This is a genomic window from Exiguobacterium indicum HHS 31 (assembly GCF_001939065.1).
GTDB classification, from domain to species: Bacteria; Bacillota; Bacilli; order Exiguobacteriales; family Exiguobacteriaceae; genus Exiguobacterium_A; species Exiguobacterium_A indicum.
The window spans coordinates 1025071-1048160 of sequence record NZ_MPSZ01000001.1; the positions used below are offsets into that span (position 1 = coordinate 1025071).

The 23090-nt window shown below is 46.9% G+C and carries 24 protein-coding genes; 15 read left to right on the forward strand and 9 right to left on the reverse strand.

The genetic code is table 11. The features are described from left to right. Positions 1 to 117: 117 nt before the first annotated feature. The 3 genes from guaC to N179_RS05655 form a co-directional block, all read right to left on the reverse strand. Positions 118 to 1101, reverse strand: a complete 984-nt coding sequence (gene guaC / locus N179_RS05645) for a GMP reductase (protein ID WP_075642488.1) — start codon at positions 1099 to 1101, stop codon at positions 118 to 120. 160 nt (positions 1102 to 1261) lie between these two features. Further along, complete coding sequence (locus N179_RS05650) at positions 1262 to 1768, reverse strand: NUDIX domain-containing protein (protein ID WP_075642489.1); 507 nt, start codon at positions 1766 to 1768, stop codon at positions 1262 to 1264. Beyond that, positions 1755 to 2312, reverse strand: coding sequence for a GNAT family N-acetyltransferase (locus tag N179_RS05655; protein WP_075642490.1), 558 nt, complete (start codon positions 2310 to 2312; stop codon positions 1755 to 1757). Before N179_RS05655 ends, N179_RS05650 begins: the two co-directional genes overlap by 14 nt. Positions 2313 to 2456: 144 nt before the next feature. Between N179_RS05655 and N179_RS05660 the strand changes: the two genes are divergently transcribed. The 6 genes from N179_RS05660 (at position 2457) to N179_RS05685 (ending at position 7173) form a co-directional block, all read left to right on the forward strand. Continuing rightward, the gene (locus tag N179_RS05660) at positions 2457 to 2717 is read left to right on the forward strand and encodes an RNA polymerase sigma factor (protein WP_055968430.1); all 261 of its coding nucleotides are present in this window, start codon (positions 2457 to 2459) and stop codon (positions 2715 to 2717) included. A 243-nt stretch (positions 2718 to 2960) separates the two neighbouring features. Then, positions 2961 to 3161 carry a cold-shock protein gene (locus N179_RS05665; protein ID WP_023468529.1) on the forward strand — a complete coding sequence of 67 codons (201 nt, stop codon included), beginning with the start codon at positions 2961 to 2963 and terminating at the stop codon, positions 3159 to 3161. Between the two features lie 83 nt (positions 3162 to 3244). Next, positions 3245 to 3610, forward strand: coding sequence for a nuclear transport factor 2 family protein (locus N179_RS05670; protein WP_075642491.1), 366 nt, complete (start codon positions 3245 to 3247; stop codon positions 3608 to 3610). A 124-nt stretch (positions 3611 to 3734) separates the two neighbouring features. Continuing rightward, the gene (serC, locus tag N179_RS05675) at positions 3735 to 4799 is read left to right on the forward strand and encodes a 3-phosphoserine/phosphohydroxythreonine transaminase (protein WP_075642492.1); all 1065 of its coding nucleotides are present in this window, start codon (positions 3735 to 3737) and stop codon (positions 4797 to 4799) included. Then, a complete protein-coding gene (locus tag N179_RS05680; protein WP_075642493.1) occupies positions 4800 to 5957 on the forward strand; it encodes a phosphoglycerate dehydrogenase in 1158 nt (385 codons plus the stop codon). Positions 5958 to 5970: 13 nt separating this feature from the next. Further along, on the forward strand, positions 5971 to 7173 hold the full coding sequence (locus N179_RS05685; RefSeq protein WP_075642494.1) for a DUF1015 domain-containing protein: 1203 nt from the start codon (positions 5971 to 5973) through the stop codon (positions 7171 to 7173). Between the two features lie 51 nt (positions 7174 to 7224). On the opposite strand, the gene N179_RS05690 is transcribed toward N179_RS05685, so the two are convergent. Then, a complete protein-coding gene (locus tag N179_RS05690; protein ID WP_075642495.1) occupies positions 7225 to 8997 on the reverse strand; it encodes a glycoside hydrolase family 13 protein in 1773 nt (590 codons plus the stop codon). Between the two features lie 194 nt (positions 8998 to 9191). Between N179_RS05690 and N179_RS05695 the strand changes: the two genes are divergently transcribed. Together N179_RS05695 and N179_RS05700 are read left to right on the forward strand one after the other, a co-directional pair. Further along, positions 9192 to 9905: a YebC/PmpR family DNA-binding transcriptional regulator gene (locus N179_RS05695; protein ID WP_023468535.1), complete on the forward strand. Its 714-nt coding sequence runs from the start codon at positions 9192 to 9194 to the stop codon at positions 9903 to 9905. Positions 9906 to 10148: 243 nt separating this feature from the next. Further along, the gene (locus N179_RS05700) at positions 10149 to 10442 is read left to right on the forward strand and encodes a hypothetical protein (RefSeq protein WP_023468536.1); all 294 of its coding nucleotides are present in this window, start codon (positions 10149 to 10151) and stop codon (positions 10440 to 10442) included. A 40-nt stretch (positions 10443 to 10482) separates the two neighbouring features. On the opposite strand, the gene N179_RS05705 is transcribed toward N179_RS05700, so the two are convergent. Beyond that, positions 10483 to 10734 carry a hypothetical protein gene (locus N179_RS05705; RefSeq protein ID WP_023468537.1) on the reverse strand — a complete coding sequence of 84 codons (252 nt, stop codon included), beginning with the start codon at positions 10732 to 10734 and terminating at the stop codon, positions 10483 to 10485. A 357-nt stretch (positions 10735 to 11091) separates the two neighbouring features. Here N179_RS05705 and N179_RS05710 point away from each other — a divergent pair, with 357 nt between their 5' ends. The 7 genes from N179_RS05710 to mnhG are packed head-to-tail and all read left to right on the forward strand — an operon-like array spanning position 11092 to position 16879. Then, complete coding sequence (locus N179_RS05710) at positions 11092 to 13497, forward strand: Na+/H+ antiporter subunit A (protein ID WP_075642496.1); 2406 nt, start codon at positions 11092 to 11094, stop codon at positions 13495 to 13497. Further along, positions 13494 to 13934, forward strand: coding sequence for a Na(+)/H(+) antiporter subunit B (locus N179_RS05715; RefSeq protein ID WP_023468539.1), 441 nt, complete (start codon positions 13494 to 13496; stop codon positions 13932 to 13934). Before N179_RS05710 ends, N179_RS05715 begins: the two co-directional genes overlap by 4 nt. 1 nt (position 13935) lies before the next feature. Beyond that, positions 13936 to 14277 carry a Na(+)/H(+) antiporter subunit C gene (locus N179_RS05720; RefSeq protein WP_023468540.1) on the forward strand — a complete coding sequence of 114 codons (342 nt, stop codon included), beginning with the start codon at positions 13936 to 13938 and terminating at the stop codon, positions 14275 to 14277. Then, positions 14270 to 15757 (forward strand): Na+/H+ antiporter subunit D, encoded by a 1488-nt coding sequence (locus N179_RS05725; protein ID WP_075642497.1) that lies wholly within the window; start codon positions 14270 to 14272, stop codon positions 15755 to 15757. The genes N179_RS05720 and N179_RS05725 overlap by 8 nt, the downstream gene beginning before the upstream one ends. 3 nt (positions 15758 to 15760) lie before the next feature. Next, positions 15761 to 16237: a Na+/H+ antiporter subunit E gene (locus tag N179_RS05730; RefSeq protein WP_023468542.1), complete on the forward strand. Its 477-nt coding sequence runs from the start codon at positions 15761 to 15763 to the stop codon at positions 16235 to 16237. A gap of 47 nt (positions 16238 to 16284) precedes the next feature. Next, on the forward strand, positions 16285 to 16521 hold the full coding sequence (locus tag N179_RS05735; protein WP_369792030.1) for a Na(+)/H(+) antiporter subunit F1: 237 nt from the start codon (positions 16285 to 16287) through the stop codon (positions 16519 to 16521). Then, positions 16505 to 16879: a monovalent cation/H(+) antiporter subunit G gene (gene mnhG, locus N179_RS05740; RefSeq protein ID WP_023468544.1), complete on the forward strand. Its 375-nt coding sequence runs from the start codon at positions 16505 to 16507 to the stop codon at positions 16877 to 16879. The genes N179_RS05735 and mnhG overlap by 17 nt, the downstream gene beginning before the upstream one ends. Positions 16880 to 16932: 53 nt before the next feature. Here the strand turns inward: mnhG and N179_RS05745 are convergent, their stop codons facing one another. From N179_RS05745 to N179_RS05760, 4 genes are all read right to left on the reverse strand, one after another. Then, positions 16933 to 17376 (reverse strand): Rrf2 family transcriptional regulator, encoded by a 444-nt coding sequence (locus N179_RS05745; protein WP_023468545.1) that lies wholly within the window; start codon positions 17374 to 17376, stop codon positions 16933 to 16935. Positions 17377 to 17592: 216 nt separating this feature from the next. Further along, positions 17593 to 18489, reverse strand: a complete 897-nt coding sequence (locus N179_RS05750; protein WP_075642498.1) for a glycerophosphodiester phosphodiesterase — start codon at positions 18487 to 18489, stop codon at positions 17593 to 17595. Positions 18490 to 18646: 157 nt separating this feature from the next. After that, the gene (gene odhB / locus N179_RS05755; RefSeq protein WP_055968443.1) at positions 18647 to 19903 is read right to left on the reverse strand and encodes a 2-oxoglutarate dehydrogenase complex dihydrolipoyllysine-residue succinyltransferase; all 1257 of its coding nucleotides are present in this window, start codon (positions 19901 to 19903) and stop codon (positions 18647 to 18649) included. Positions 19904 to 19938: 35 nt separating this feature from the next. Further along, on the reverse strand, positions 19939 to 22779 hold the full coding sequence (locus tag N179_RS05760; RefSeq protein WP_055968445.1) for a 2-oxoglutarate dehydrogenase E1 component: 2841 nt from the start codon (positions 22777 to 22779) through the stop codon (positions 19939 to 19941). Between the last annotated feature and the right edge of the window lie 311 nt (positions 22780 to 23090).

Consider the following 23090-nt stretch of genomic DNA (forward strand, 5'->3'; position numbering starts at 1 on the left):
TCACTCCTATCCAAAATATTCCGAATCTTTTGGTCCATTTGATGTATACCCCTCCTATGGAAGAGTTATGCTAAAGAACTAAAAAAAGTCCGCTCCGTTAAGAGCGAACTAATCACTTTAATATACTTTATCGCCGTTGAAGATCGAGTTCTTGACAACGACATAGTCGACTGTCCGAATCGCCTGCAATTTGTTCCCGCCAGCATACGAAATTGCCGATTGCAAATCTTGCTCCATCTCGATCAACGTATCCGTCAGACTTCCTTTATGCTCGACGAACATCTTCTTTCCTTCAACGTTCTTGCGTTCCCCTTTTTGGAACTCAGAAGCAGAACCGAAGTATTCTTTGACAAGCACCCCGTCCACTTCATGTGTCTCACCAGGCGATTCTTCATGCCCCGCGAAGAGTGAACCAATCATGACCATCGAAGCACCGAACCGGACCGACTTCGCGATATCGCCATGCGTCCGAATACCACCATCCGCGATAATCGGTTTACTTGCTGCTTTTGCACACCAACGAAGTGCCGCGAGTTGCCAACCGCCTGTACCGAATCCTGTCTTAATCTTCGTAATACATACTTTACCAGGTCCGATCCCGACTTTTGTTGCGTCGGCTCCCGCATTCTCAAGTTCGCGCACCGCTTCTGGCGTACCAACGTTACCAGCGATGACGAAACTTGCTGGCAGATGCGACTTGATGTGGCGAATCATCTGAATGACGGCTTCCGAATGACCGTGTGCGATATCAATCGTGATGTATTCCGGAGTTAGGCCCTCTGCCGCAAGTTGTTCGATCAGCTGATATTCTTCTTCCTTGACACCGACGCTAATTGAAGCGAACAGTTGACGTTCTTGCATCATTCGTACGAACGCCAAACGACGAGCCGGTTCGAATCGATGCATGATATAGAAATAATCGCCTTCCGCTAAGAATAGAGCAATCGATTCATCAATGATTGTTTGCATGTTTGCCGGTACGACCGGAAGCTTAAAACGACGACCACCGAACTCGACAGACGTATCACATTCCGAACGACTACCAACGATTGATTTTGCTGGAATTAATTGAATATCTTCATAATCGAATACTACATCCATGAATAACACCTCTAATTACGAATATTTTTTAATATATTGGCGATGATCATTCGCCCCTTGACTACTATAACGAACTGTCCTCATGGTGTCAAAGAAATTTTCGCGTTTTTAAGGTTTTTCAAGAACTTTATTCCGTTATCAGCAATTTAATGTTCGGTTTTTACCGATTTTGTTGTTGTAAATCTGTCAACCAGTGCTCTTCCCAGTCAAAATAGCTCGTTGCTTCGGATGCTTCAAACACATGATCAGGATAAGGCAGTGCCAAAGGAGGACGATCCTGTTTTGGGAAATATGCTAATTGTTTGGATTCCCCATCAATCGCTTCGAGCGTTCCGCCGACTACCTTACACTCGAATACTGTCGCTACATATTCAACTTCGTTTCCGTCTGGGTACGTCAAACGAAACGCCTCTCCACCGAAGGTCGCAATCAGACGAATCGGTCGGACAAATAGACCCGTTTCTTCATAGACTTCGCGAATGACTGCTTGCGCAGGAGATTCTCCCAGTTCGATTGTTCCAGCAGGCAAACTCCAAAACGGACCTCCTGGATCCTGAAAGAGGATGTGACCTGCTTCGTTTCGAATGATCGCTGCGACGCATGGTGTAAAAAGACGCTGCGTTCCGACAAGTTGGCGCAGATTGGCATAGTAATCAGAGATTGGCATGACGTGACTCCTTCCGGTCTTCTTTTAATAGAGCAAACAAAATAAAGTCTTCCCAGGCATCGTTGATGAAGAGGTTTTGTTTCGCGATTCCTTCTTTACGAAATCCGACTTTTTCAAGGACACGGATCGAGCCGATATTCTCTGGCATGACTTCAGCTCGGATCCGGTGGAACTGGTGGACATCAAATAAATGATCCACGAACAATCCGACCGCTTGTGCCATATATCCTCGTCCTGAAAAGGCGGAATCCAACTGGTAGCCAATCATGCACGTCTCCGCTGGTCCACGTTGAACGAACATCGCCGAAACATCCCCAATCAACTGGTCCGTCTCGGATAAAAAAACACCATACGCATAATAAGCATCTTGACGCATCAACTCTAGATGACGATGAATCCGTTCTCGTTGCCCTTCTATCGTGTATTGTTCAGGTGACGGCTTGATAGGCATCCAGTATTCAAAGTGATCACGGTTTCGCAAATTCACATCAAGGATCGCCGCTGCATCTTCCAAGATGTACGGACGAATGTATACAGGAAACATATAACGCTCCTCCATTTCCATTATTATCTTTAGTTCAAGAAGTTTGCGTGTTTCATAATTCATGTAGCGGGAATCTACATAATAGTTTCATTACATTACAGTGACAGCATACTATAGAGAAAACTGTCGAAGAAGGAGTGACTTATGTATTCAGACACTGATTTGCTCAATCAAATCAAACAACGCGACCCTGTCGCGTTAGAACGATTATACGATCGTTACGAAAAAACACTCTTTCTTCTGTTCCGTCGCACACAAGTGGAAGATGCACTCATTCATTCCGCGATGACGCAACTATTCCGAACTGTTTGGGAACAACCGACACGTTATCCGAACTTTCAAGGATTCATTTTGCATACATTACGACAACTCAGTAGTAAAAGAGAACATATTCCGACTCGTTGAAAGAATCAGTTATACTCTTTCGACATGAGCAGAATGAACCCTTTAATTGTATGCTTTATTCAGAGAAGAACAGCTTCGTTTGTTCTTTTTTTGTTTTGTCCTTTCTTTTTCGATACAGGCATGCTATATTATTAAGTAATTATTGTTGTTCGGTGGAGATACGAAGTGTTTCACTTTATATTCGATGAAATTGATCACGGTAGTAATAATCAGTGTGCAAGTCACACGCAGGAGGCAATACACATGGAACAAGGTAAAGTAAAATGGTTTAACGCAGAAAAAGGATTCGGCTTCATCGAGCGCGAAAGCGGAGACGACGTATTCGTACACTTCTCAGCAATCCAATCTGAAGGTTTCAAATCACTTGACGAAGGTCAAGAGGTTTCTTTCGAAGTTGAAGAAGGTCAACGCGGACCACAAGCAACTAACGTTGTAAAACTTTAATTTCCTTTAGACCCTGCTCACGCAGGGTCTTTTTTGTGTTTATATATGCTACACTAGCGATTCAGGAAGAAAGGAGATGTAACATGACACTCGAACAAACCATGCAACACCTTCAAGAGGCTATGCTAAAAGGAGATTTATCACAAGTCTCGCATCTATTATCTCCCGAATTTACGTTCATCGATGCGTTAGGGCGGTCTTTCGATGCCGAGACCTACCTCGATCATTACGTGGATCCTGCAAACATCCGCTGGTTATCCCGGACCGATGATTTTTCATACATTGATCATTTCGAAGATACGGCAATCCAGTATAGTTTGACAGAAGACCGATTTGAATACGGGACAACTCAATATGTTGGTCGTTTCCGGATCGTATCCATCTATCGTGCTACGTCAGATGGTTGGAAATGGCACTTTGGTCAACTGACATCTCTTGATCCGTCGTAACGGATTCAAGGGATGTTTTTGTTTTCATGTTCCATTCATCGTCAGTTGGAATTGCTTCTCATTTTTCATTCCGTTACACTTGAGGGGTACATATTTTCTGAAAATTCAAGAAGGAGTGTTCCTCATGACGGTTTATAACTTCTCTGCCGGTCCAGCAGTCCTTCCTGCCCCGGTCCTATTGAAGGCTCAATCCGAGCTACTCGATTATGAAAATTCAGGACAATCCGTTCTTGAAATGAGTCATCGTTCGCCAATCTTTGAATCGATTCGAGATGCGGCTGAACAATCCTTACGGAGACTGATGTCGATTCCCGATTCGTACTCCGTATTGTTTCTTCAGGGAGGAGCTACACTTCAGTTCGCGATGTTACCGCAAAATCTGGCGACGAAGACCGGACGGATTGATTTCATCGATACCGGCGGCTGGTCGACGAAGGCGATGGCAGATGCCAAACTGTACGCCACGGTCAGTGTGCTCGCCTCTTCCGCTGATCACGGGTATCGCTTCATCCCAGAAGGTCCGTTCACGTCAACGGCCGACTATCTGCATATCACTTGGAACAATACGCTCGAAGGGACGACGTATCAGACACCGCCACATGTCGATGTGCCACTCGTCGCTGATGTCTCGTCTTCGATTTTGTCTGAACCATTGCCAATCGAGTCATTCGATGTGTTGTATGCTGGTGCTCAAAAAAATCTTGGTGTCGCTGGTTTAACGGTGGTCATCGTGAAGAACGAGTTGCTTGATCGTGTTCCTGACACGATCGGTGCCTACTTACGGTATGACATCCATGCAAAACAGCGATCTCTTTATAACACGCCACCGACGTTTAGTCTTTATATGACGAAATTAGTGCTCGATTGGATTGAAGAGACGGGACTCGAGACGATCGCGGCACGAAACGTCTCACAAGCGCGCATGTTATATGAAGCAATTGATCAATCCGATCTATTTCATAACCATGTAGCCGTCAAGGATCGAAGCCGGATGAACATTCCATTCTCGACTGGAAGCGAATCGGAAGACGCTGCTTTCTTGAACTTCGCTGCGCGTCACGATTTGATCAATCTTGCCGGTCACCGCTCGATTGGTGGAATGCGCGCGAGTCTTTACAATGCGATGCCGACCGAAGGGGTTACGGCACTGCTTCATATCATGCACCGTTTTGAACAGGGGGAACGTTAAATGTATCAAGTCCAACTATGGAATGATCTATCAGACAAAGGATTAAAACGATTTACAGATGACTATCACGTCCAGCGGGAAACGGAGCAACCAGACGCCTTTCTCGTCCGCAGCAAGGATTTACATGACATGCGCTTTCCAGATAGTCTCAAAGCCGTCGCCCGAGCTGGCGTCGGTGTCAATACGATTCCACTCGATCAACTCGCGAACCGCGGGATTCCCGTCTTTTCGACACCAGGTGCCAATGCGAATGCCGTCAAGGAACTTGTCATCGGTAGTTTGTTCCTGACGGCGCGAAAACTCGTCCCGAGTCTGCTTTGGACGAACAACTTGCGCGGACCGGATATTCCGGAGCGGATCGAAGCGAACAAAAAACAATTCGTCGGAACGGAGTTACTCGGGAAACGAATCGGGATCGTTGGACTTGGGGCGATCGGGGCAAACTTAGCCAACACCCTTCACGAGCTCGGCATGACCGTCACAGGCTATGATCCACATATGTCCGTTGAGTCCGCTTGGCGCGTCTCGAATCAGATTCAGCGGGCAACACAGCTCGAGGATCTCCTCGCGACAAGCGACTACATCACGTTGCATCTCCCGCTCGTTGACGCAACGACAGGTTTACTCGATGCGTCTCTCCTCTCGAAGATGAAACACGGCGCGACCCTGCTCAACTTCTCGCGTGGCGAACTCGTCGATGAACAAGCATTAGCCGACGTACTCCGCTCCGGTCGCCTGGCGAACTATGTGACGGATTTCCCGAATGCCTTCATCTTGTCCCTCCCCCGAGTCATTGCCTTACCACATATCGGGGCATCGACGAGTGAAGCGGAAGAAAACTGTGCCATCATGGCAGTCGATCAACTGCGTCTGTTCCTTGAGACAGGAAATATCCGCAATGCTGTCAATTTTCCAGCTGTCGAGTTACCGTTCACTGGAAAACGACGGATTACGATTGCTCACCACAACATTCCGAACATGGTCGGTCAAATCGCCTCGGTGTTAGCACAAGAGTCGATCAATATCGCCAACATGATCAACGGTAGTAAAGATGCGATTGCCTATACGATCATCGATATCGATAACCATGCGGACGAGATGATTTCGCTCGACCGACTGAATCAGATTCCTGGCGTCTTGAAAACACGCCTACTCTAAAGGAGTGAACCCCATGCCAACTTTCGAACCTTTTGCGGCGTTACGACCGGACTCAAAATATGCGGCAGAATTTGCCGCCTTACCGTATGATGTTTATTCGCGCGAAGAAGCACGTTCCGAGATCCGACGTCATCCGCTGTCTTTTTTACGGATCGATAAAGCAGAAGCTACTCTTCCGTCATTAATCGCTGAAGATGACCCACGCGTTTATCAGCAAGCAGCGCTTGCCTTCGAAGAGAGTCAAACAAACGGCATCTTACAGCTCGATGCAGACGAGACGTATTACATTTATCAATTGTCAGATGGAACACATACGCAATCCGGTTTCGTCGGATGTGTTGCCGTCAGTGATTATGAGACGAATCAAATTCGTAAACATGAGTTCACACGTCCTGATAAAGAGCGCGACCGTGTCCGACACGTCGAACAGTTACAAGCACATACGGGTCCGATTTTACTTGCGCATCAAACCGATGCACAACTCGAAGCAATCGTCACGACGATTACTGCTGGAGATTCCCTATATGATTTCAGCGTCGATGGAGTGACACATCGAATTTATAAAATCACCAATCGTAATCACCTGTTGACGATCGGGAGCCAGTTCGCCCGTCACGACGCTCTCTATATCGCTGATGGTCACCACCGTGCAGCGGCGGCAGCCATCGCTGCCAGTCGGACGGATCAGGAGGAAGCCCAACGTTTTCTTGGTGTCTCCTTCCCGCAGGATCAATTACGAATCCTTGGCTATCACCGTGTCGTCGAAGATTTATACGGTCAATCGGTCGTTGACTTCCTCGAGCGATTAGCCCATCGCTTTACGATTACAAAAGGACGCGCTGAACAAACGAAGTCTCACCAAATCGAGATGTATCTCAACCGGCAATGGTACACCCTTTCGTACAATTCTGAACGGATCGGAACGAAAGCGAATCTCGACGTCTCGATTTTACAAGAAGAGTTGTTGACACCGTTACTCGGTATCGAAGATCCAAGGACGGACGCACGGATCCAGTTCGTCGGTGGTCACAAGGGATATGCTGGTCTTGAGCAGATCGTGGACTCTGGGCATGCCGCTGTCGCTTTTCACTTGCATCCGACTTCGATCGAAGATTTAATGGCAGTGGCTGATGCCGGAGAAGTGATGCCACCGAAATCGACTTGGTTCGAACCGAAACTTCGGAGCGGTTTACTGATCCATCCGTTTGATTCGTAATGCACACTAAAAAAGCAAGTCGCGGATGCGATATCCACGACTTGCTTTTTCTTATACGTGTCGCAAAAGAAGAGCTGACACAGCTTCTACTTGAATAGTTCCCGATAACGTCGTTCCATCTAACAGACTTTCGTACGTTCCTTCAAGCGAAAGAGATTGTACCTCTTCACTGACGTTGACGACGAGCAAGTAAACCTGTTCGCCCTGACGTCGCTCGACAATAAATGTCTGTCTTGTATCATCGATCCTTTGGAAATGATACGTTCCGGCATTTGCTAAAACCGGATGCTGTTTTCGAAGGGCGATCAACTGCGCAACGTGATCGAACAACTCAAGGTTCTGCTTCGTCTCGTCCCATTCCATACACGCACGGTTGGCCGGATCTTGCCCACCCTTCATTCCAATCTCATCACCATAATAGATGACGGGTGAACCTGGAAACGTCAACAGTGTAGTGAAGAGCAATTTCATTCGATCGATATTCCCTTTCGCACGCGTTAGAGCACGCGGTGTATCATGCGAGTCAATCAAATTGAACATGACCTCGTTGACATTTTGAGAGTGCCAGTTTAAATTTCGACTGACTGCATGTGAGAAATCACGAACGCTCGTCTCGCCCGTCGCAAAACAAGTCAAAAAGCTCTCTGTCAAACCGTAATTCATGACGGCATCAAATTGATCGCCGAGGAGCCATGGTTGCGAATCCGTCCAGCATTCGCCGACGATATAACATGTTCCGTTCGCAGCCCGGACTTCCTTTCGAAACTCACGCCAAAACGCATGATCGACTTCACTCGCGACATCCAGACGCCAGCCGTCAATTCCGAATTCCTCGACCCAGTAACGTCCGACGTGAAGCAAATAGTCTTTGACGTCCGGATGGGCAGTATTCAACTTCGGCATGTTTCGTTCAAATGCAAACACTTCATAGTTTGGAATCGATGGATCGACCGGGAAGGAATCAATCGTAAACCAGTTGGCGTATTTCGAGTCTTGTCCCTTTTCTAAGACATCTTGAAATGCTGGGTGCTCTTCACTAATATGATTAAAGACGGCATCGAGTAATATGCGGATACCGTTCTCATGTAGCACATCGATCATCTTGCGGAACGTTTTCTCGTCACCGAACGCAGGATCAAGCTTCAAGTAATCAAGCGTATCGTATTTATGATTGGATGGTGCCTCAAAGACTGGGCAGAAGTAGACACCCGTGACGCCGAGACGTTGTAAATGATCGACGTGATCAATGACCCCTTGAAAATCTCCACCGAAGAAATTCTGAAAAGCCGGTGCTTCACTTCCCCACTCCTTCGTTCCCGCTGGATCATTCGCCCGGTCACCATTCGCAAATCGTTCCGGGAAAATTTGATACCAGACCGTATCCTTCACCCAATCCGGTGTATCAAAGACATCCGTCGCATGAACATATGGCACAGAAAAATAATAGCCTGGATGATTGAGTGGTGCTTCGTCATACCAGCCACGCTCGGTTAAAACGGCTATCTTATCGCCATGAACCTCAAACCCATACCGTACCCGCTTCCGTTCTGGACGGATTGCAATGAACCAATAGTCATACGTCGCATCACTTCCATTGTGTTGCATCGGCGTCCGTTTCACTTTCCATGATTTTTCTTTCTCCGGATCAAAATTCCAATCTCGGTCTTCTTCTTTTTCCGCTTCCCATTCATACGGATCACCATATATCAATTCAACTTTTTCAATATCGCCTTTAGCCGTCATAAGTCGGACATGGACGGTTTCTTGATCATAGGCATAAACGAACGGTGATAATGCGCGATGAACTACTCCAGCCTGATTCAAATTCTGCCACTCTCCCTTAAATTGATATTTCTCTATCGGTAAAGTTCCTTTCTTCCGCATCGCTTAAACGTATTTAGTAGAAATTCAACTGTTCCACCGACATTTTAGTTCAGTCTGTCAGGTAGTTTAAGGTATACTGATAACGCATAGGAAATCAGGGATTTCTGATATTACGGAAAGAGAGTGGATACGAAATGGGTCGTAAATGGAACAACATCAAGGAAAAAAAAGCATCAAAAGACAAAAATACGAGTCGGATCTACGCAAAGTTCGGTCGTGAGATTTATGTAGCGGCTAAACAAGGTGAACCCGATCCAGAATCAAACCAAGCATTAAAGGTCGTTCTCGAACGAGCGAAGACATACAACGTGCCACGTGCCATCGTCGATCGGGCGATTGAAAAAGCAAAAGGTGGAGCGGAAGAAAACTACGATGTCTTACGATATGAAGGATTCGGTCCAAGCGGTTCAATGGTCATCGTCGAAACGTTGACGAACAACGTTAACCGGACGGCTTCTGACGTCCGTGCTGCATTCGGAAAAAATGGCGGAAACATGGGCGTGAGCGGATCCGTCGCTTATATGTTCGATGCGACGGCAATCTTTGCCTTCGAAGGTAAAACTGCAGATGACGTTCTCGAATTGATGATGGAAGCGGATATTGATGTGCGCGATATCCTCGAAGAAGACGAATCTGTCATCATCTACGCTGAGCCGGAACAATTCCATGCTGTGCAAGAAGCGTTGAAAGCTGCAGGGATCACCGAGTTCTCACTTGCCGAACTCGTCATGCTCGCTCAAAACGAAGTCGCGTTGTCTGAAGACGACGTCGCCCAATTCGAGAAAATGATCGATGCACTGGAAGATCTTGAGGATGTGCAACAGGTCTATCACAACGTAGAACTATAATCAAAAAGACAAGGGGATGGTCACGACCATCCCCTTGTCTTTTGATTATAGTTTCTATATCGGTTAACGCCCAGAATCGGTCACGCACCGTCTGTATTCATCATAAAGTATGAAACGCGTTTCATAACAAGAACTAAAAAAGATTCATTTATGATGTTTATTTCTTGAATTTAATGGGAATAGTAATATTCGGAGTTGATTATAACTTATTTTGCTTTGAAGAAATAAAAGGAGGAACGAACGATGACATATTCTTTAATCGAAACATTCAAACACATCGTAAGCGAGGCAACTAGCTTTAAGCGCGTTGATTTCGGAGGATACGATATTTATATGCAGACAACAGATGGACGAACGATTACGGCACACATCCGCTATGATGGTGGTGGAACAGACTTCAATGAAGCTTATTTAATGCTAGAATCGAGTACCGGTCAACGTCGCACAGCGACCTTAACGCTTTATCAATTCGAACATCTTTCTTCTTATACTGCACACAGTGAACGGACACGTGCCCTAGTCACAACAAGTGCTTAATGACCATAAAACACGCCTCTCATTCGAGAGACGTGTTTTTTTAATTTTCTTCTCGCTCGAGGCGTTCGAGTTCTGCGTGCGTTTGTGGGAATCCATTCGCTTGCCAATCTGCCCGATGAATGGAATCAAGTTGTGTCAGTCCGACTTCAGCCGGATCGCGTTTCGCGTCGACACTTGGACGATGGTCAATATCGTCTGAAGTCGTTTTTCGTTGTTGGTATTGTTGATAGGCGATTGTCGCAATCGCCGCTAAACCACCTAAAATGACACCTGTCTTGAATGTTGCTCGCATGAAAGTTCCCCCTCTATGGTCATTAGTTGTACTCTAGATAGATGTACCCGAGTTACTTGAGTTTGAATCATTCTTCTCATGGATCAACGTGTTATTTGAAAAAAATCAAAAAAAATTTCAGCCTATTTCTGCCGTGTTCCTACATATTTAATAATCAAGAGAGAAAATGGCTCTATCCCTTATGCTTCAACGCTTCACGTCATGCAAGAAGGAAAAAAGTACGCTATACTTGATTCAGAAACATCTTCGACGAACAAAATGAATCGTGTCTTCTACTGGACAGTTCCGAGCTTCAACAGCTTGCGTTCGCGTCCCTTTTTCATTTTTGGTCGTCGATGTCACAAAGGAGGGAATTTCGTGTCCGTGATGCACGGGGCTATTTTACTGCCCATATTGATCAGTCTTTTCATTCCGCTTCTAGCGAAACGCCTTCCGAACATTCATACCGGTTGGTTTGTACTTGTCGTACCTGTACTGCTCGTTTCGTATTTCAGCCGCTTTCTCGCTGGTACGATGTCAGGTGAGACCTTTACGGCACGCATGCCGTGGATACCATCGCTCGGTATCGATTTCGTCACGTATCTCGACGGACTCGGCTTATTGTTCGCACTATTGATCACAGGAATCGGCTCACTCGTCGTTCTTTATTCGATTTTTTATTTAGATGCGAAAAAAGAATCACTCGGAACATTTTATGTCTATCTGTTGATGTTCATGACCGCCATGCTTGGCGTCGTGCTGTCAGATAACATGATCGTCCTCTATCTGTTCTGGGAATTAACGTCGATTTCGTCGTTCTTATTGATCGCCTATTGGTACGAGCGGGAACGTTCTCGTTACGGCGCTCAAAAATCGATGCTGATCACCGTCTTCGGTGGACTAGCGATGCTTGGGGGAATCGCGATTCTCTCAACACTCAGTGGATCGTTAAGTATTCGTGAGACCTATGCGTCGCTTGAATCGATTCAAGGTGAACCCTTCTTTTCGGTCGCCCTCGTTTTATTCTTGCTAGCTGCCTTCACGAAATCGGCTCAATTTCCGTTCCACATCTGGTTACCGGATGCGATGGAAGCACCGACCCCTGTCAGCGCCTACTTGCACTCGGCAACGATGGTCAAGGCAGGGTTGTATCTTGTCGCTCGTTTCAGTCCGATTTTTGCGGATGAGTCGCTCTGGTTCTATCTCGTCTCATCTGTCGGAATATTCACCTTATTCTGGGGTTCACTCAATGCGGTGAAACAACATGATTTGAAAGGAATCCTTGCTTACTCGACGATTTCTCAGCTTGGATTGATCATGTCCTTGCTCGGACTCGGAGCAGCCGCCTTGCACGTTGACGCGTTAGATGACGGATTATATACGATTGCGACAGTCGCTGCGATCTTCCACCTGATCAACCACGCGACGTTTAAAGGCAGTCTCTTCATGATGGCGGGAATCGTCGATCACGAGACTGGTACTCGCGACATTCGGAAGCTCGGTGGTCTTGCGCAACTCATGCCGATTTCGATGACGATTGCGATGATCGGGACCCTTTCGATGGCGGGGATTCCACCATTCAATGGTTTCTTAAGTAAAGAGATGTTCTTGACAGGTGTACTTGAAGTTTCAGGATCTGACTTGTTCCACTTACCTTCTTACGGTTGGATCATTCCTGTACTCGCCGTCGTCGGAAGTATCTTTACATTCGTCTATAGCATCTTGATCGTCCGCAGAACGTTCTTCGGTAAGCGTCAAGACGACAAGTTACCGAAAACACCACACGAGGCACCGATTGGCATGTTGATTCCACCTCTCGTCCTCGTCTCGCTTGTCGTCATCATCGGACTCTTCCCGAATATATTATCGGATACGTTGATCCGACCAGCAGTCGAAGCGATCTTACCGCAAGTCGTTGATGCCGGTGGCAAGATTGATGTGCATATTTCAATGTGGCACGGATTCAATACTGAATTATTCCTGACACTCGTGATCATCAGTGCTGGCGTCATCTTGTATAAAACATTGCCACGCTGGCAATCGCTTTACAACCGGATACCACGTGCCGTCTCCTTGAATCATCAATATGACGCCTTGTTACGTCGTGGTGAACAGACATCGACAAAAATCCATGATACGGTCATGACCGGATACATGCGGTCGTATCTCGTCTACATCTTCGGATTCATCGTCATCTTGATCTTGACGGCATTATACGGGTTTGATGCCTTCCGCTTCGCGGTTGATCCAATCAGCTCGATTGACGCGTATGAGATCATCCTTGCACTCGTTCTCGTTTCGAGTGCACTCTCGATCACCTTTGCGCGTTCACGACTGACATCGATCATCTTGCTCGGTGTAACAGGTTATACGGTCGCTCTGTTCTTCGTCTTGTTCCGAGCGCCAGACCTTGCCTTGACGCAACTCGTCATCGAGACAGTATCGGTCGCTCTGTTCCTGCTCGTTTTCTATCGTTTACCGGAAATCAGCCGGAAAGAAGAGCGCATTCCGTTCAAGCTCGGCAACGCCTTGATTTCGGCACTCGTCGGATTGACGGTGACACTCGTCGCACTTGCTTCTCTCAGCCAACGATCGTTTACTTCAATCGCCAAATATTACATCGATAATGTCGCTGATCTTGCCGCTGGCGGTAATATGGTCAACGTCATTCTCGTCGACTTCCGTGGCTTTGATACGTTGTTTGAGATTGCCGTTCTCGCACTTGCCGGAATCGGAATTTACACGATGATTAAATTCAGACGAACAGGAGGGATGGATAAATGAAAAAGCAGACAAAAAAGCATACGAATGACGTCATCTTAGAGTCCGCGACTTCCTTTATCACGTTCATCATCTTCCTGTTTGCTGTCTACTTGTTCTTTGCTGGACACTATACGCCAGGTGGCGGTTTCATTGGTGGTCTTGTGACGGCGTCTGCTCTTGTCTTGATCTTACTTGCTTACGACATCAAGACGTTACGCCGGATTTTGCCATTCGACTACAAATGGATCACGGCTCTTGGCATGTTGATTGCCGTACTGACGGCTTCAGGAGCGCTTGTCTTTAACGTCCCGTTCTTCACACATGCACATGACTATTTCAACCTACCGTTATTCGGTAAGACATCACTTCATACGGCGATGTTGTTTGATCTTGGTGTTTATCTTGTTGTAGTCGGTGTGACGATGACGATTATTCAAACGATTGGGGAGAGTGATTAATATGGAAATCATCATGGCGATCGCCGCAGGCATCCTGACGATGTGTGCCATTTATCTCATTCTTTCGAAAAGTATTCTTCGCATTATCATCGGAACAGGGTTGCTCAGCCACGCTGCCCATCTACTCGTCATGACGATGGGTGGATTAAAACGAGGCGCGGCTCCGGTCTTAAAGGACGGCGTGACTTCCTATACGGATCCACTACCGCAAGCACTCGTCTTGACCGCCATCGTCATCAGCTTTGGTGTCACTGCCTTTTTCTTGGTACTCGCTTATCGTGCCTATCAAGAACTCGGAACCGATAATATCGAAGAGATGAAAGGAACCGATTCGAATGATTAACTTACCGCTACTACCAATCATCATCCCTTTGTTGACGGGTGTCATCTTGATGTTTTTCCCGAGACACCTCAAAGGACAACGAATCGTTTCCCTCTTTTCGACGATTTTGACTGTCTGTGTCTCCATCTATCTTGTGCTGACTGTCCGGTCGAACGGCATCTTAACAGTCACACTCGGTAGCTGGCCAGCACCTTTTGGTATCACACTCGTCTCTGACATACTATCCGCTTTACTCGTCACGACGACGAGCATTCTTGTTCTTTGTATCATCTGGTATGCCATTGTCTACTTGAGCGTTTCCTATCAACGATACTACTATTTCATCGCCGTTCAATTCCTGCTCGTTGGTGTCAATGGTGCCTTTACGACAGGTGATATCTTTAACATGTTCGTCTTCTTCGAAGTCTTCCTGATTTCGTCTTATGTCTTGATCGTTCTCGGCGGGAAACCGGCACAATTACGAGAATCGCTGAAGTATCTTTTGATCAACGTCATCTCGTCCGCATTATTCGTCATGACGGTTGCCTTCTTGTACGGAATCATCGGATCACTCAGCATGGCGGATATCAGTCAAAAGATTTCAGAGGTCGGACAGCCGGCAATCCTAAACGTCATCGCCTTGTTATTCCTGATCGTCTTCGGATTAAAAGGTGCGATCTTCCCGCTCTACTTCTGGTTACCTGGTTCTTATCAAGTACCGCCGACGCCTGTTCTTGCTCTGTTCGGTGCCTTGCTGACGAAGGTCGGGGTCTACGGGATTTTACGGACGTATAGTTTGTTCTTCTCAAATGAGATTGGAACGATTCATCAAATCTTAAGTATCCTTGCTCTCAGTACGATCATCATCGGGGTGATCGGTGCGCTTGCGACACGGGATGCGAAGCAAATCATCATCTACAACATCATCGTCGCAGTCGGGGTCATCTTGTACGGGGTTTCCCTCATGACACCGCAAGCACTAGAAGGTGCGATTTTCTACCTTCTTCATGATATGTTGATCAAAGCCGCTTTATTCCTTCTCGTAGGGATCATGGTCGGAATTGCCGGCTCGAGTAAACTGAAAGATATGGGAGGGATGATCAAAACCTATCCTGTACTAGGTTGGACGTTCTTCATCGCGGCGTTATCACTTGCCGGGATTCCACCGCTCAGCGGGTTCATTGGGAAATTCCTGATTGTTCGTGGTGGTATTGAAGCTGGTGAGTTGATTGGACCGATCATCGTCTTACTATCAAGTCTGCTCGTCTTGTATTCCGTCGTTCAATTGTTCATGCGTGCCTTTTGGGGAACACCGAAGACCTACTCGGGTGATAAACAAGCGCTTGTTCCCAAGCTGCTAGTTCCTACGATTGTCTTAGTTGCGCTCAGCATTCTCTATGGAGTAGGTGCTGAGGCGATGCGTCCACTGATTCAACAAGCCGTCGAACCGTTGACGAATCCAACGCTCTATATCGATGCCGTACTAAAAGGAGGTCGTTAATTCATGGCATTTCAAGTCTTGCTCAACTTATTTCTTGCATTCTTGTGGATGTTTCTCTCAAACAATTTCTCGGCCTCCGGTTTCGTCATCGGTTACGCGCTAGGGCTGATTGCGATGTTCGCTTTCCGTCGCGGCTTCAAAGGTCGCTTTTATCTCGGACCTGTCGTCGCACTCGTCCTATTGTTTTTCCGCTTTCTCTACGAGCTTGTCGTCGCGAACATCGATGTCTTGAAAATCATTTTAAAGCCGAAGTTAGATATTCAACCTGGTATTTTCGCCTATGAGACCGAACTCGATCAACCGTGGCAAATCACGTTGCTGTCAATGCTGATCACGCTGACACCGGGAACGCTTGTCGTTGATATCTCGGATGATAATAAGACACTCTACATTCATGCACTCCACATGCCAGAGGTCGATGAAGCGGTCGCTTCGATTCGTGATAGTTTTGAGAAAGCCATTCTGGAGGTGAGTCGGTGATGTTCGATATTTTAATCTATATCGCACTCGGGGGTGTCTTTCTCTCGATGCTTGGTCTGTTTTACCGGGTCATCAAAGGACCAAGTGTTGCGGATCGTGTCATCGCGCTTGATTCAATTGGTATCAGCTTGATTTCAATCGTTGGACTTGTCTCGATCATCTTACGGACGAGCGACTACCTCGAAGTCATCCTGTTGATTGGTATACTCGCCTTCATCGGTACAGTTGCCTTTTCAAAATATATCGAGAAAGGAGAGATCATCGAACGTGATCGCAACCAATGAATTGATCGTCGCGGTCTTCGCCTTGCTCGGTATGGGATTTAGTCTCGTCACCGCGCTTGGTCTGATCCGCTTACCGGATGTCTATACGCGTGCTCACGCTGCATCTAAAAGCGCGACATTAGGTGTCATGTCGATTTTAATCGGCGTCATCATCTATTTCGTCACTGAAGATGGATTCTTCTCCTCTCGTGTCGTTCTCGGCATTCTGTTCGTGCTCATCACAGCACCAATTGGAGGACATCTGATCGCTCGTGCTGCATATTACAGCAATGTGCCGCTATGGAAATCGTCTGTTCGAGACGACTTGTCCCAGAACAAAGAACATGTGGAACCAAAGAAACGTCAAGATGATGTATAAATATCGCTATGACAAAACCCTCGCTTCCATTCACGGAAGCGAGGGTTTTTTGATTAGGAACGCTGTAAAGATGAGGCAGCAAACAAGAGTGCCAACTCATCACGATTATCTAGCAATTCTTCTAATGTATGCTGTTCCAGTTCCCGGATAAAAGCTCGAAGCGCTCGTCCGAGCACACCTTTTAGACGGCATCCTGGTTCGATGACACAATGACCGTTGCTTCCAAAACACTCGACGATATCCATCGGTTCCATCTCCCGAACGACTTTCCCGATGTTGATGTCTTTTGGCTCACGAATCAAACGGAGTCCGCCTGACCGACCTCTTGTTGATTCGACATAGCCAAGTTTCGCTAATTGTTGTGTTACCTTCATTAAATGGTTGGATGAGATGCCATAATGCTTGGCAATCTGCGGCATTGGTGTGATAACATCCCGGTGCACCCCGAGATACATCAACACACGTAGTCCATAATCCGTATACTGTGTAATTCTCACGATCCTCACTCCATTCCTTCCCAAAACTGCACTGTTATCGTACCATGAAATACGAAACTGACTACATTGTTTTGTCTCATGATTCGAAATTCTGATAAACCTCTATAGGGTTTACGTATGGAATGAAATATTGGATTTAAAATACGAGTTTTAAAAACAAAAAACTATTCCTCCTTTCCTGTTCGAAAGAAGAAATAGTACTGTTTCGTTTTTACTTTATTTTTTGTACAGCCCTTTCACGACATCATTGAAACGGTCGGCATAGTTCGTAAAGACACCTGTAACACCATAATCAAGCATACGTACCATATCCGCTTTTTCATTGACAGTATACGGGTGAAGTAATAAATCATGCGCGCGAATCGCTGAGACGTTCTCACGTGTCAACGCTTTGAAGGAAGGACCGACACCGACCGCATACTGACGGATTGCAGTCAATCGATCATCCGTCAATGCCTTGACTTCGTTCGCTTCCATCAACTGAATAAGCGGTACATTCGGATCCATGGCTTTGACTTTTTGAAGACTTGCTTCACTGAACGATTGAATTAAGACTTGACCCGGTTTTACACGATCACTCGATAAATCATAAGCTTTTAAGGTATTCAATAACTTCTCTTCCATACCTGGATAAACCTCTGGCGATTTTGTTTCAATATAATAGTTCGCATGCTTTCCATATGTCGAGAAAATTTCTTCAAGTGTCGGCACTTTTAATCCAGCGTACTCTTTTCGAGCAAGTGAAGGGTTTACTTCATTGAACCAGCTTCCTGCATCAAGCTTCTTGATTTCTTCAAGTGTCTTGTCTTTGACAGCACCCGTCCCATCTGTCGTCCGATCAACCGTTTCATCGTGCATCGCAATCAATTGACCATCTTTTGTCATCTGTAAGTCAATCTCGATGTAATCCGCTTTGAATGTCTTATGTCCCATTTCATAAGCTGGCATCGTATGCTCTGGTGCATACCCTGAAGCTCCGCGGTGAGCGACGTTGATGATTCGATTTGGATCGAGCAATGATTTTCCTTTTGATTGTGCACCGACATCTTCTGTCGGAAAACCTGTACTTAATATCGCGCCTGCAGCCATCGTTAACCCAAATTGTTTCAACATAATTGATTCCCCCTTGAAATATTCTTACAATACCTATCCTAAGTCGTATGTATGAAGCTGATATAGAGAAAATGTAAATGTCATTTCGTGATTTGATGACAAAGTGTTATTACGACATAGAAAAAGACCCGTTCGATCAAACGGGTCTTTTTGAAACTTACGCTTCGAAAATCAATGACTCTGGATCTTCAAGCAAATCTTTGATGTGCTTCAGGAACGTAACGGCTTCTTTTCCATCAACGATTCGGTGGTCGTAGGAGAGTGCGACATACATCATCGGACGGTTTTCCATCCGTTCAGCATCAATCGCGACAGGACGCAAGTTGATTGCATGCATCCCTAGAATCGCGACTTGTGGACCGTTTAAGATCGGTGTCGACATGAGTGAACCGAACGTACCACCATTCGTGATCGTGAACGTACCACCCGTCAAATCAGATAGACCGAGTTTGTTGTCACGCGCCTTGACAGCGAGTTGAATGATATCTTTTTCAATCTCAGCGAAGTTCTTCTTGTCCGCATCACGTACGACAGGAACGACGAGACCGTCCGGTGCTGAGACCGCAATCCCGATATCGTAGAATTTCTTCAGGACGATTTCATCCCCTTGAATCTCAGCATTCAAGTATGGCATCTTTTTAAGTGCTGCAACTGCTGCTTTCGTAAAGAATGACATGAAGCCGAGTTTGACTTCGTTTTCCTTCACGAATTTCTCTTGGCGACGTTTACGTAGTGCCATGACCGCTGACATATCGATCTCATTGAATGTCGTCAACATCGCTGCCGTTTGTTGAACTTCAACGAGTCGGTTCGCAATCGTCTTACGACGGCGTGACATCTTGATTCGCTCTTCCGGTTTCCCAGGAGCGGCTGCAGGTGCTGGTGCCGGTGTAGCGGGTTTCGTAGGAGCCGGTTTTGCTTGCTCACGTGGTGCTACTTCAAACGTCGCGACGTCTTGGACGCGGATGCGACCAAGTGGATCTTGCGTCGCCACTTGCGCTAAATCGATTCCTTTTTCACGAGCCAGTTTACGGGCAGCAGGTGAAGCAATCGGACGATCCGCAACAGATGTACTTTCAGTCGCTGCTGCAGCCACCGGTTGTTCCGCTTTTTCTTCTGCTTTTGGTGTCTCTTTTGGCGTTTCTTGTACTGGTTCTGCCGCAGCCGGTTTTGGAGCCTCGCCACCAGCAGAGATGACAGCAATCGTTTCCCCGACGCGAACTGTATCTCCTTCAGCAGCCATCACTTCCGTCAACGTACCTGCTTCATCTGACGGTACTTCGATGTTGACTTTATCTGTCTCGAGCTCAACGATGGCTTCCCCTTTTTCCACGTGATCACCTGGTTGTTTTAACCAAGACGCCACCGTTCCTTCAGTAATTGATTCGGCAAGTTCTGGTACTTTGATTTCCATCGTATTCTCCCCCTATGACTCGATTCTATCTTAAGTTATGATGTGTGATTTGATACGTGTGATGGTGCTGTTGGAGTAGAAACAGTCGCTGTGAGTGCATCATTGATGATACGTGCCTGCTCTACTTTATGACCTGACGGGTCACCTTCTGCTGTACTAGAACGACGACGACGACCGATGTAACGGACGGTTTGGATGCCGTTCGGTGCGACTGTCTCAAGTCGAGGTTCCATGAAGGACCAAGCCCCCATGTTTTTCGGTTCTTCTTGTACCCAGACCATCTCTTCGACGGCTTCATAGCGCGCGATGACTTCTTGTAAGGCTTTCGCCGGGAACGGATACAACTCCTCGACCCGGACGATTTGTAGCCAATCGAGATTCTCATCTGATTTTGAAACGGCTTCTGCTAGATCGATTGCCATCTTACCAGAACAGAACACAAGACGTTTAACACGATCTGGTGCTTCGCCAAGTCCAGCTTGTTCGATGACACGTTGGAAACTACCTTCCGTCAACTCAGAGACATCGGATGTCGCAAGCGGATGACGCAAGAGACTCTTCGGCGTCATGACGACGAGCGGTCGGACTTCCTCTTTCCCGAGAATCGCTGCTTGTCGGCGCAACAGGTGGAAGTACTGGGCAGCACTTGACACGTTCGCGACCGTCCAGTTTTTCTCACCCGATAACGTCAAGAAACGTTCTAAACGACCACTCGAGTGTTCTGGTCCTTGCCCCTCATAACCATGCGGAAGCAACATGACGAGACCTGACGTTTGTCCCCATTTTGCTCGGCTAGCTGAGATGAACTGGTCGAAGATGACTTGACCTGAGTTCGCAAAGTCCCCATATTGCGCTTCCCATAATACAAGTGTTTCCGGAGCGAAGACGTTATAACCGTATTCAAAACCAAGTACACCTGCTTCAGACAACGGACTGTTGTAGACCGAGAATGATGCAGTTGCCGTTGACAAGGCATGGAGTGGCGAGAAGCCTTCTCCTGTTTTCACATCATGAAGATTAATGTTCCGTTGTGCGAACGTTCCCCGTTCAGAATCTTGACCGCTCAAGCGGATGGGTGTTCCATCTGAGAGAATCGAAGCGAACGCCAATGTTTCGGCATGTCCCCAGTCAATTCCGTTCTTCGTTGAGAACGCATCCGTCCGGCGCTTCAGGACCTTCTCAAGTTTATGGAACACTTGGAAGCCGTCCGGCCACTGTAATAATTCTTCATTGTACGCCGTCAATGTTTCAATCGAGACCCCTGTCTCGATGGTCGGAACGCCTTTAAAGACGACGTCCGGCATGACCCCACCATACTCTTTCTCGACGTTTGGTACTTTTTCACGAGCTGCTTTCATCTGGTCATTGATCGATGTTTCAATCGATTGAATTTCGTCAGCTGTCGCATCCCCGTTCGCGACAAGTGTTTTCCCGTACAAGACACGAATTGGATCATGTTTATGAATCAAATCGTATAAGACCGGGTTCGTATTCATCGGTTCATCCATTTCGTTATGACCAAAACGACGATATCCGATCAAATCAATCATGACATCCTTCTTAAACGTTGCCCGGTACTCGCTCGCGAGCAACGCGACAGCGAGACAGCTTTCCGGCTCATCCGCATTGACGTGGAAGACTGGGATCTCATATCCTTTGGCAAGATCACTCGAGTAACGCGTCGAACGGGAGTCCGTCGGCTCCGTCGTGAAGCCGATCGTGTTGTTCGCGATGATATGAATCGTTCCGCCGGTGTTATATCCTTTGAGATTCGCTAAGTTCAATGTTTCAGCCACGATTCCTTGACCTGGGAACGCTGCATCACCGTGGATCAGGATCGCAGCAGCAGCCGCTTGCTCTTGGCGTGGTGCTCCTTTTTGTGAGCGATCATCTTGTGCCGCACGTGTGAAGCCTTCGACGACTGGGTCGACGAACTCAAGGTGCGACGGATTGTTCGCAAGCGTCATCCGCACGTTACGTGTCTCTTGCTCAAGTTTTCGGTTTAAACCGAGGTGATACTTCACGTCGCCCGTCCAACCGTACGTGATCCCAATCGAGCCTTCAGATGGTACGAGGTCGTGGTTTGGTGCATGCTGGAACTCAGCAAAGATCATTTCATACGGCTTCCCGAGTACGTGCGCCAAAACGTTCAACCGTCCACGGTGTGCCATTCCGATATTGATCGTCTCCGACCCGTTCGAGATGAGGTGTCCGACGATTGTGTCGAGCAATGGCACCATCGCGTCAAGTCCTTCAATCGAGAAGCGTTTTTGACCAACGTATGTTTTGTGCAAGTATTTTTCGAAGAGGTCCGTTTCAGCTAAGCGTTTGAACAACTGTTTCTTTTGTTCAGCATCTAGCGTCGCTGTCAAAGCACCTTGCTCGATTTTCTGACGGAGCCATTTCTTTTCATCGAGATCGTCGACATGCTGGAACTCAACTGCGGCTGCTCCCGTGTACTGCGCTTTTAAATGTTCGATGCCTTCAAACGCGTCCTGTACACCAGTTGGTGGTTCAGGACAGACGAGTGAGACTGGCATTTTTCGAAGATCTGCTTCTGTCAATCCGTACTGACTCAATTCGAATAATCCTGTTTCTCGCGGATGGTCCTTCAGCGGATAGATATCCGCCGCAAGATGTCCTTTTGCACGAATTTGTTCCGCTAAACGATTCGCCGCAAGATATTTTTCGAAATCTCCTGTCTCGACTTGCATCGGTACAACTGGTTCCGTCACGGGTGCACCATGCTCTTCGAAATAAGCACGTGTCTCCTCATCAACGGATGTCTTGTCTTCTAAAAAACGCTCGTACAATTCAATGATGTAGCCAAGGTTTGGTCCATAGAATGCTTGTTGATCTTGCTCGTGGCCTGCCATGTACGGTTCCCCCCGTTTCTATATTTCTCCCCACACATCCAGTGGATACTCGATGTGTTTCCAGCCCTCTACCTGTTAGCGCTTTCAAAAGGAATTGCATGAATAAAACGCTGAACGTCATGAGAAGGAATGATCGTGTCATTCTTCCATGAAAGTGCCTTCGTTACTATATTACTACTCTTTTCCTGTGTGTGCATTTCGAATTCCCAAATTCTTGCGCTTAAATGTATAAGTTTTTCTTATGAGCGCTTAGCCAGTTATTTATGATTCGTCAAAAAACCGGCGTATCCGCATTTAGATACGCCGGTTCC